The sequence below is a fragment of the Chryseobacterium sp. HMWF035 genome (assembly GCF_003094695.1).
Taxonomy (GTDB): Bacteria; Bacteroidota; Bacteroidia; order Flavobacteriales; family Weeksellaceae; genus Chryseobacterium; species Chryseobacterium gambrini.
In genome coordinates this window covers 1-9,427 of record NZ_QEHP01000116.1, presented here as the reverse complement: position 1 = coordinate 9,427, position 9,427 = coordinate 1, and the positions used below count along the sequence as shown (strand labels likewise).

The following is a 9,427-nucleotide window of genomic DNA, read 5'->3' as shown; positions in this document are numbered from 1 at the left end:
TATTAAACATTTTTGCAGGATGAAAAACATCATCACTAAAACAGATGCAGAAGATGCTAAAGCCATCAGACTCTATGGAGAATTGTTTCGTCCTGAAAGTTATGTTCCCAAAAGTATTGAGATTGAGCATCTTGACCAGGAGATTAAACTTTTGAATGATCTGGAAGAAGAAAAACGCAGATATGCGGTGAAACTAAAAGCGCTACGTTTTAATCCTTACTTAAATCCTGACACAGAAAAGCATTATGAAAGAAGGCTTAAACAGTTGGAAAAAGAAATCAAAGAAGTTGAACTGCGTCTTCCAAAACTTCAGGATGAGGAATTTAAGAAAGTAAAATATTTGATACAAAGTGTATCAGGAATTGGTGAGAAGACCTCATTACAACTCATGACAGCTACATCAGGATTTAAAAACTTTGATTCAGTAAAATCACTGGTAAAATATTTTGGATTGGCGCCCAGGATTTACCAATCGGGAAAGAAATCTTATTCGCCCGGAAAATGCAGAACTTCTAAAACCCATATCAGGAGTCTTTTGTATGTCTGCTCTTGGACTGCAATGAAACACAACGTTCACTGCAGAGAACTTTACCAGCGTTTGTTGGCAAAAGGAAAACCTAAGAAATTAGCATTGATCGCAGTTTGCAACAAGCTTTTAAGAATCTGTTTCGGTGTAGTAAAAAATAAAACGGCTTATCAACCAGATTATTAAAAAAACTTTAAAATTTTAACCTGATTAATTTGCGTATTAACATAGAACATCACGGCTAGATGAAAGTCATTATAAAACCTAAATCTGTTTCAGATTAAACAATGTCAGGCTAAACCTCCAGTTTTTTTTCCACTTCATTCGGATGATCCAGACAATAGTGCAGTTGCTCTTTATCCAGTTGCTTTTCCCAGTTGGCAACCACTACCGTTGCTACAGAATTTCCGATAACGTTGGTTAAAGCACGGCATTCACTCATAAACTTATCGATTCCTAAAATCAGCGTCATTCCGGCAATCGGAATTTCAGGAACAACCGCTAATGTTGCTGCTAAAGTCACAAATCCCGCTCCCGTAACTCCGGCTGCGCCTTTAGAACTCAGCATGGCAACCAAAAGAAGAATAATTTGTTTCTCGATTGGAAGATGAATATTTAAAGCCTGTGCAATAAAAAGCGAAGCCAGCGTCATATAAATATTGGTTCCGTCGAGATTGAAAGAATATCCTGTAGGAACCACCAAACCGACAATCGCTCTTGAACAGCCTGCTTTTTCAAGCTTTTCCATAATTCCGGGAAGTGCAGATTCTGAAGAACTCGTTCCTAAAACCAGCAAAAGCTCCTCCTTCAGATAATACATCAGCTTAAAAATATTAAAACCGTTGTACCAGGCGACAGCGCCTAAAACCAAAACCACAAACAATGCAGAAGTTATATAAAACGTTCCCACCAAAAAAATCAGATTCAAAACCGAATGAAGTCCGTATTTTCCAATGGTAAAAGCCATCGCTCCAAAAGCTCCGATCGGCGCCAGTTTCATCAGCATATGCACAATTTTAAAAACCGGAGTGGAAAGATCCTGTAAAAAATCCGTTACTTTCTGGCTTTTTTCTTTCGTTAAAACCAAAGCTACGCCCATTAAAATAGCAACAAGAAGAACCTGCAGAATATTATCTCCAACCAACGGACTAAACAGTGTTTCCGGAATAATATTCATGATGAAACCCGTTAAAGTCGTTTCATGAGCTTTTTGCTGATACTGAGAAACATCGCCCGAAAGGGTAGAAGGATCAATATTAAGACCATGACCCGGCTGTAAGATATTTCCTACCACCAAACCGATAACCAATGCCAACGTTGAAAACGTAAAGAAATAAATCATTGCTTTAACCGCAATTCTGCCCACTCTCTTCAAATCAGTCATGTGCGCGATTCCTAAGGTGAGGGTAATGAAAATCACCGGAGCAATAATCATTTTCACGAGTTTGATGAATCCGTCGCCCAAAGGTTTCATTTTTTCACCAAGTTCAGGATAAAATCTTCCTAGAAGAATTCCTGCAACAATCGCAATAATAACCTGAAAATAAAGCTGGTGGTAAATTTTTTTTGCTTTCAAAAGAATATTGATTTTAAAAGCCGAAAATTAGTGAAATTTGCTTTAAATAATGACAAATGTCATGAATAGTTTCGGCTCGGGCGAAGCCCGAGCCGAAACCAAATTATTTTAAATCTTTATATAATTTTAATGAAGCAAGAATCTCAAAAAACGGTCTCAAAATCCAGATTATTTTACCCTTGCCATTCTGATGAATAAAAACATTTGATAATCAATTAATTAATATGCTTTTGAGTCAGCTTTTTTTATATTAACTACAAAATTTCAACTATTCTACCGCCACAGAATCATCACCGCGTCCGTCTGCAACCGCATGAATATTTCCGTTGTCATCAATCAGAATCATTTCTGTTCTTCCGATCTGGTTCCATTTTTCAGACTTATATCCTAATTTTTCCAGATCCTTAATCGTGGTTTCAGGAAAATTCTTTTCAAAAGCAACCGTTTCAGGAAGCCACTGATGGTGAAATTTCGGAGCATTGACAGAAATATTCGCATTCTGCTTAAAATCGATCACATCAACAATGGCCTGATAAACAGAAGTCGGAATCGTCGTTCCTCCCGGAGTTCCGACTACCATGTAAGGTTTTCCGTTTTTCAGAACAATCGTTGGAGTCATCGAAGAAAGCATTCTTTTATTCGGCTGAATGGAATTGGCTTCTCCTCCCACTGCGCCAAACATATTCGGAACACCCGGTTTTATGGAAAAATCATCCATTTCATTATTTAAGAAAAATCCCGCACCGGAAACAACAACTTTACTTCCGTATAAACCGTTTAAAGTAGTCGTAACAGCCGCTGCATTTCCATCCTTATCAATTACAGAAATATGAGTAGTTTCTGTAGATTCTTTGGGTTGTTTGGTTATTTTCCCGACTTCCGCACTTGGAGTCGCTTTACTGAAACTGAAACTTTTCCATCGGTTTTTCAGATATTCGTCAGAAATCAGATAAGACGTTTTATCCTGAATAAAATCCGGATCCCCCATATATTCCGCTCTGTCTGCATACGCTCTTCTTTCGGCTTCCACCATCACCTGAACAGCCTGCGTAGAATTTTGCTGATATTTCTCCAGATTTTCATAACCTGCCATTTTCAGCATTTGCGCAAGAAGAAGTCCGCCGCTAGAAGGCAAAGGCATAGAAACCACCTGATTTCCTTTGTAATCAAATTCAAGTGCTTTTCTTTCGGCAACTTTATAATTTTTAAGATCTTCAGAAGTAATAATTCCGTTTCCTTTTTTCATTTCAGAAACCAGAAGTTCCGCCGTTTTTCCTTCGTAAAAGCCTTTTAGACCTTGTTTCTGAATTAACTTTAACGTTTCAGCCAAATCCTTCTGAACCAAAAGATCTCCGGCTTTCCATGGAATATCTTTAACAAAAACAATGGAAGACTGATTGTGCTTCTGGAAATTCTGTTTATTGTTATTCAGTAAGTTAGCTTCCTGTTCGGTAATCGCAAATCCTTTTTCAGCAAGATCTATAGCGGGCTGAATTAGTTTCTCCATCGGAAGCTTACAGTATTTTAAAGTAGCAAAAAAACCTGCCACACTTCCCGGAACACCAACCGCTAATCTCCCGTTTTGGGAAAGATCCGTGTTCGCTTTTCCGTTTTTGTCGACATACATATCGCGGCTTGCTTTTTTAGGCGCCGTTTCACGATAATCGATTGTAAATTTTTCACCATTATTTTTTACACCAACCAAAAATCCGCCTCCGCCGATATTTCCCGCCTGCGGATAAACAACGGCAAGTGCATATTGCGTAGCAACAATTGCATCATACGCATTTCCTCCCATTTTCATAACTTTTGCTCCTGCCTCGCTTGCTAACGGATGCGCAGAAACAACCACTCCTTTATTTTTAACCTTCACTTCCTTCACAATAGTAATATCTGTGTATTGTGCTGAAATTGTGGTAGAAAATAAAATAAGTGAAATAATAATCTTTTTCATTTACAAAATTTATATTCGAATTTACAATTTTGTTTTAAGATAGGGGGTAAAATATTTACTTTTGCTTTCGATCAACAAATAAAAGTTAAAAATGAAATCCCACACGGAAAGAATACTTATTACAGGTGCTTTAGGACAGATCGGCACCGAGCTTACAAACAGACTTGTTGAAATTCACGGAGCAGAAAATGTAGTTGCTTCGGGGCTCGACAGATGGCAAAAGGGAATTACCGCGGCAGGTCATTACGAAAGAATGGATGTTACCAATACCCAATTGGTAAGACAGGTGATCAAAGACTACGATATTACTACCGTTTATCATTTGGCTTCATTATTGTCGGGTACCTCAGAAAAGCAGCCGGTTTTCGCATGGAAGCTAAATCTGGAGCCCCTGCTTCATTTTTGTGAAATGGCAAAAGAAGGACTTATTCAAAAGATTTTCTGGCCGAGTTCCATTGCGGTTTTTGGAAAAGGAATTCCGAAAGAAAATGTAGAGCAGGATGTGGTTCTAAATCCTACAACGGTTTACGGAATTTCTAAAATGGCGGGTGAGAAATGGTGCGAGTATTATTTTGACAAGCATGGAGTAGATGTAAGAAGCATCCGTTATCCGGGATTGATTTCATGGAAAACTCCTGCAGGTGGTGGAACTACAGATTATGCTGTTGAGATTTTTTATGAAGCCATCGAAGAAGGAAAATACACAAGTTTTATTTCCGAAAACACAGGAATGCCGATGTTGTATATGGATGATGCCATCAACGCAACCCTGAAATTAATGGATGCTCCAAAAGAAAATCTTACCGTAAGATCTTCTTATAATCTAGGCGGAATGTCTTTCACGCCAAAAGAACTGGCTGAAGAAATTAAGAAAGAAATTCCGGAATTCGAGATCGATTATAAACCGGATTTCAGACAGGCGATTGCAGATTCATGGCCGGCTTCAATTGATGACTCCGTAGCGAAAAAAGACTGGGGATTAAGCTATGATTTCGGGATTTCTGAAATGACAAAAGACATGATTAAAAATTTGAAAATCAAATTAGCTAAAAATTAATTTACTTCAAGTTTTAATTTAAATAAGAATTATTTTAACATCTGATTTTTAATTTATTATAAAAATTATCTAAAATTTAATTTAAATGATATTGTTTACTTTTAACATCCTGAATATTGAAGCTGACTGTAAAAAAGAGCAGTTTATTTCTGATGAGGAGAGGCTGAAAATTTCAGAGGATAATACGAAAGCAATTCTTAGAATTTTAGATATTCATGATGTTAAAGCAAGTTTCTTTGTAGAGATTTCGATCGCTCAAAAACTTCAGAATTTAATAAAAGCAATTTCATCCAAAGGGCATGAAATTGCTTTTTATAATAAAAATTCTACCCTTCAGGAAATTGAAAATGCTAAAAAATTTACTCAGGAATTTTTAGAAAAACAGATTCGCGGAATTCGTCAGAAAGACATCAAAGTTCCTCAGGAAGATTTAAAGTTGCTGGAATTTAATTACGTTTCCAATATTGATAATGCTGATATTCTTTTCCCTTTCAAACGTCTGAAAAGAGACACGCAGATTAATGAAGAAAACGGATTGAGTATTGTTCCGGAAAGTATTTCTCCTTACAGTCAGTTGCCGTATAACGATTTTGTATTCCAGATTGTGCCTACGAATTATTATCAGAGTATGGTTTTTGAAACCCTGAAAAAAGACGATTTCGTTTTGATCTATCTTAATTCATGGCAGTTTACAGACTTTAAAAAGTATAGATTCGATATCCCTTTTTACAGAAAACTGAACTCCGGGAAAAAAATGGAGGACAAATTAGATGCCCTCCTGAGTTGGATTAACGAGAAAGAAATGGCTACTTCCCGTATGAAAGATTATATTTTTTAATTATGAAAAAAACTTTGGAATTCCCCAAAACGATAAGATTTTTAAATGAAGATGAGATTCCCAACAATCCTTCAATCTTAAAAAGATGGGAAGAGAGTAAAACTGCAAATATTGTTCAGGGATATACTTTTAAGCTTAAAGAAAATAATTCTGAGAATGAATCGATAGGATTTGATTTTTTTGCTGAAATAAATATTGATAATTCTAACCTCTGGAATTTAATTGTTGCGCTTTCAAAAACATTACCCGAAGTTGCGGCTGTTCTATTTGGGCATATTGATTTTGATTTAAATTATGGCAATTATGAGGAAAAAGACAGTATTTTGAAATTTATTAATCAATATAAAAAAGAACTCACTCAGGATGCTTTTATAAATTTTGGGCTAATCTACAATGATGATGAAAGTTTAGTTGAAATATTTATTGATGAAAGTAAATATATAAAATATTGGGGAGTAGATGAAGAATTGTTCCGGGAAATCATGAATGACTTTAAATTAGAAGAAATCGAAAATCTTGAATTCATAGACGAATATCCTAAGGTTCGTGAAGTTTTAACAAGATTTGATGAGAATGCGATTGATTCAAATTTACTTATCGAAAAACTGAGTGAAAAATATCTTTGAATCAAACGCAATAAGTGTTTGTGATTTAAGCCAGTTCAAAAAGCGTAATTTCCGGTAAAACGCCGACTCTTCCGGGATATCCCAAAACTCCAAAACCTCTGTTTACATACAGCATTTTTCCTTCGCTTTCGTATAAATCAGCCCATTTCGGGTATTTGTACTGAACAGGAGACCATTTTACATTTTTAAGATCCAAACCAAACTGCATTCCGTGGGTATGTCCTGAAAGCGTTAAATGAACATTTGCAGGGTGTTTTTTCACCACATAATCAAAATGGGTAGGATCATGGCTCATTAAGATCTTAACGGCAGATTCCGGGACGCCTTCTAATGCATCATCCAATCTTCCAAACTGCGGAAAAGGTTTCAGTCCCCAGTTTTCAACTCCTAAAATGTATATTTTTTCTCCGTTTTTTTCAATGATTCTGTGTTCGTTCCGAAGCATATCAAAACCGGCTTGTCTTTCGTAATCAATTAAGGTATCAAGATTTTTCTTTTTGGCTTCCGGAGAATCCCAGCTCACATAATCTGCGTAATCGTGGTTTCCAAGAACGGCAAATTTTCCGTCTTTTGCTTTGATTTTTGAAAACAGGGGAATGAAGGGTTTGAATTCTTTGGCTACATTATTCACCATGTCTCCTGTGAAAAGAACCAGATCAGGATTCTGTTCGTTGATTAAGTCAATCGCATGCTGAAGCTTTCCCGGGTCTGCAAAACTTCCACTGTGAACGTCGGAAATCTGTACGATTTTATATCCTTTAAAGCTTTTGGGAAGATTCGCGAAATTCATTCTTACCCTTCTTACTTTATGGCGGTATTTTCCAAATGTAATTCCATCGATAAAAAGAGCTGAAAGAACACCTCCCAAACCTAATCCCATGATGCTTAAAAACTTTCGTCTTTCAGGGAAAAAGTTCTCCGATGGTCGGGTAAGTCCGATAAGATAACTTCCGGTTCTGAAAATATCATCGATTAATAAAAACAAAACAATGAAAATTTTAGGCAAGATAAAAACCAGAAATAGCGAAATCATAATCTGTGCGCGCATCATGCTTCGGTCGGCTCTGCTGAAGTGAGAAACTTCGTAAGCGAAAAAGCCGTAAACCGCTAAAGAAATAATACAATAGCCTATTTTGATCCAGTTATTGTCTGTTAAGGTTCTGATCGCCTGGTAAATATAAATTTCCAGAAAAAGAAAAACTGCCGCAATGATAAAAAAGTTTCTTTGCATAACTAAGTTTAAAAAAAGCACAAAGAATTAATTTCCCTGTGCTTTATTATATTTTAAATTAAATATTGTTAAGGAAATCTGTAAACGATAGCATTGATGTTCATTCCGGCACCTACCGAAGTCATGACAATGTTACCTTTTTCTTTAAACGATTGACCCTCCATTTTTCCTTTAATTATTAAATCAAACATGGTAGGAATTGTAGCCACAGAAGAATTTCCGAAATCCTGAATCGTCATTGGAGAGATAGAATGATCGTAATCTTTCACATTATAAAGCTTGTGAAGTCTTTCGATCATCGCATAATCCATTTTTGCATTCGCCTGATGGATTAATATTTTGTTGATATCTTCAATAGACAGACCTGCGTCTTCAATGGTTTCTTTTATTGCAGCAGGAACGTTTTTCAATGCGTATTCGTAGATTTTTCTACCCTGCATTCTTACGAAAATACGGGTCTGGTCAGAATCTTTGTTGATGGATGGTCCGTTGGCAAGATAATCCAGTTCCACACCGTTATCACAAATTGTATTGTGAGCAATAATTCCTACATTTTCCTGATCTGTAGCCTGTACCACGACAGCGCCGGCTCCGTCTGCGAAGATCATTCTGTTTCTGTCATGCGGATCTGTTACTCTGCTCAACGTTTCAGCTCCGATTACCAAAATAGTTTTAGCCACTTTAGCTTTAATTAAATTATCTGCTAAAATCATTGCTTCCACCCATCCCGGACATCCGAAAAGCATGTCGTAAGTAACACATTTTCTGTTCTTAATGCCCAGTTTGCTCTTTACTCTCGCTGCCATTGTCGGCATGAAATCTGCGTATCCGTTTACGGTAACCTCACCGAAATTGCTCGCATAAATGATATAATCCAGTTCCTCCTGATCTATTTTTGCATCTGCAATAGCAATTTTTGCAGCTTCGTAACCGATTTTTGAGTTGGAAAGATCATCTTCTATGAATCTTCTGTTTTCTATCTCTGTAATTTCTACAAATTTTGAGATCGTTTCCTCAGCAGGCTTGTCAATCTTCACCCCGTCTTCTGAATAAAACTCTGAATCTAGAAAAAAGTCTCTTCCGATAATTCTGCTGGGAAGGTAAGATCCAGAACCAATAATGATCGTATTCGGCATTCGTTTATATGATTTTTTTTAAAGATGCAAAGTTAATAATTAATATTAATAACAGAGAATTAAAAATATTACTAAATTTGCAAAAATTGTACTTTACAATCTTATGAAAAACAATCCTTCCTTAAAAGGCTTACTTATTGCAGTTGTGGCGTTTATCGTAGCCTTTGGGATTTATTTCCTTTTTTTAGCCAAAAAAAATTACTACGTAGTAGACAATCCTACGCCAGATACATTTTACTACAAAATCAATAACGGTTCGGAAGGTGTAATTGCCGGAGGACAGACGGTTTCTGTAGATCTCAATCAGGGAAAAAATTCTATAAAAGTTTTCGACAGAAATAAAAAACTGTTGTTTGATTCAGCTTTTGAAGTAAAAAAAATCAGAGGTCTTATTAATATTGCTCATCAGGATTATTATATTAATGATCAGTATTATGGGTATAATCTTAAAAAAGATTCATTACTTTTGGCATTGGATAAAAC

General features: G+C 36.2%; 9 protein-coding genes. 5 read left to right on the top strand and 4 right to left on the bottom strand.

Annotated features, from left to right (window positions below; translation table 11 throughout):
* On the top strand, nt 1-712 hold a 712-nt coding region (locus DD829_RS17510; protein ID WP_228408233.1), incomplete at its 5' end, for a transposase.
* A 109-nt stretch (nt 713-821) separates the two neighbouring features.
* Here the strand turns inward: DD829_RS17510 and DD829_RS17505 are convergent.
* Both DD829_RS17505 and ggt read right to left on the bottom strand, forming a co-directional pair.
* Nucleotides 822-2,102, bottom strand: a complete 1,281-nt coding sequence (locus tag DD829_RS17505; protein WP_108411698.1) for a dicarboxylate/amino acid:cation symporter — start codon at nt 2,100-2,102, stop codon at nt 822-824.
* A 268-nt stretch (nt 2,103-2,370) separates the two neighbouring features.
* Complete coding sequence (gene ggt, locus DD829_RS17500) at nt 2,371-4,056, bottom strand: gamma-glutamyltransferase (RefSeq protein ID WP_108411101.1); 1,686 nt, start codon at nt 4,054-4,056, stop codon at nt 2,371-2,373.
* A 91-nt stretch (nt 4,057-4,147) separates the two neighbouring features.
* Here ggt and DD829_RS17495 point away from each other — a divergent pair, with 91 nt between their 5' ends.
* The 3 genes from DD829_RS17495 (at nt 4,148) to DD829_RS17485 (ending at nt 6,577) form a co-directional block, all read left to right on the top strand.
* Nucleotides 4,148-5,113, top strand: coding sequence for an NAD-dependent epimerase/dehydratase family protein (locus DD829_RS17495; protein ID WP_116547990.1), 966 nt, complete (start codon nt 4,148-4,150; stop codon nt 5,111-5,113).
* 85 nt (nt 5,114-5,198) lie between these two features.
* On the top strand, nt 5,199-5,951 hold the full coding sequence (locus DD829_RS17490) for a polysaccharide deacetylase family protein (protein WP_116547989.1): 753 nt from the start codon (nt 5,199-5,201) through the stop codon (nt 5,949-5,951).
* A gap of 2 nt (nt 5,952-5,953) precedes the next feature.
* Nucleotides 5,954-6,577 carry a hypothetical protein gene (locus tag DD829_RS17485; protein WP_116547988.1) on the top strand — a complete coding sequence of 208 codons (624 nt, stop codon included), beginning with the start codon at nt 5,954-5,956 and terminating at the stop codon, nt 6,575-6,577.
* Nucleotides 6,578-6,602: 25 nt separating this feature from the next.
* Here the strand turns inward: DD829_RS17485 and DD829_RS17480 are convergent, their stop codons facing one another.
* The gene (locus DD829_RS17480) at nt 6,603-7,808 is read right to left on the bottom strand and encodes a metallophosphoesterase (protein ID WP_108411581.1); all 1,206 of its coding nucleotides are present in this window, start codon (nt 7,806-7,808) and stop codon (nt 6,603-6,605) included.
* Between the two features lie 68 nt (nt 7,809-7,876).
* A complete protein-coding gene (locus DD829_RS17475) occupies nt 7,877-8,944 on the bottom strand; it encodes a 3-oxoacyl-ACP synthase III family protein (protein WP_108411582.1) in 1,068 nt (355 codons plus the stop codon).
* 103 nt (nt 8,945-9,047) lie between these two features.
* Here DD829_RS17475 and DD829_RS17470 point away from each other — a divergent pair.
* On the top strand, nt 9,048-9,427 hold a 380-nt coding region (locus DD829_RS17470), incomplete at its 3' end, for a hypothetical protein (RefSeq protein ID WP_116547991.1).

Coding starts and splice junctions, on each gene's coding strand:
- ggt (WP_108411101.1), bottom strand. CDS start 4,056: ATGAAAAAGATTATTATTTCACTTATTTTATTTTCTACCACAATTTCA.
- DD829_RS17495 (WP_116547990.1), top strand. CDS start 4,148: ATGAAATCCCACACGGAAAGAATACTTATTACAGGTGCTTTAGGACAG.
- DD829_RS17490 (WP_116547989.1), top strand. CDS start 5,199: ATGATATTGTTTACTTTTAACATCCTGAATATTGAAGCTGACTGTAAA.
- DD829_RS17485 (WP_116547988.1), top strand. CDS start 5,954: ATGAAAAAAACTTTGGAATTCCCCAAAACGATAAGATTTTTAAATGAA.
- DD829_RS17480 (WP_108411581.1), bottom strand. CDS start 7,808: ATGCAAAGAAACTTTTTTATCATTGCGGCAGTTTTTCTTTTTCTGGAA.
- DD829_RS17475 (WP_108411582.1), bottom strand. CDS start 8,944: ATGCCGAATACGATCATTATTGGTTCTGGATCTTACCTTCCCAGCAGA.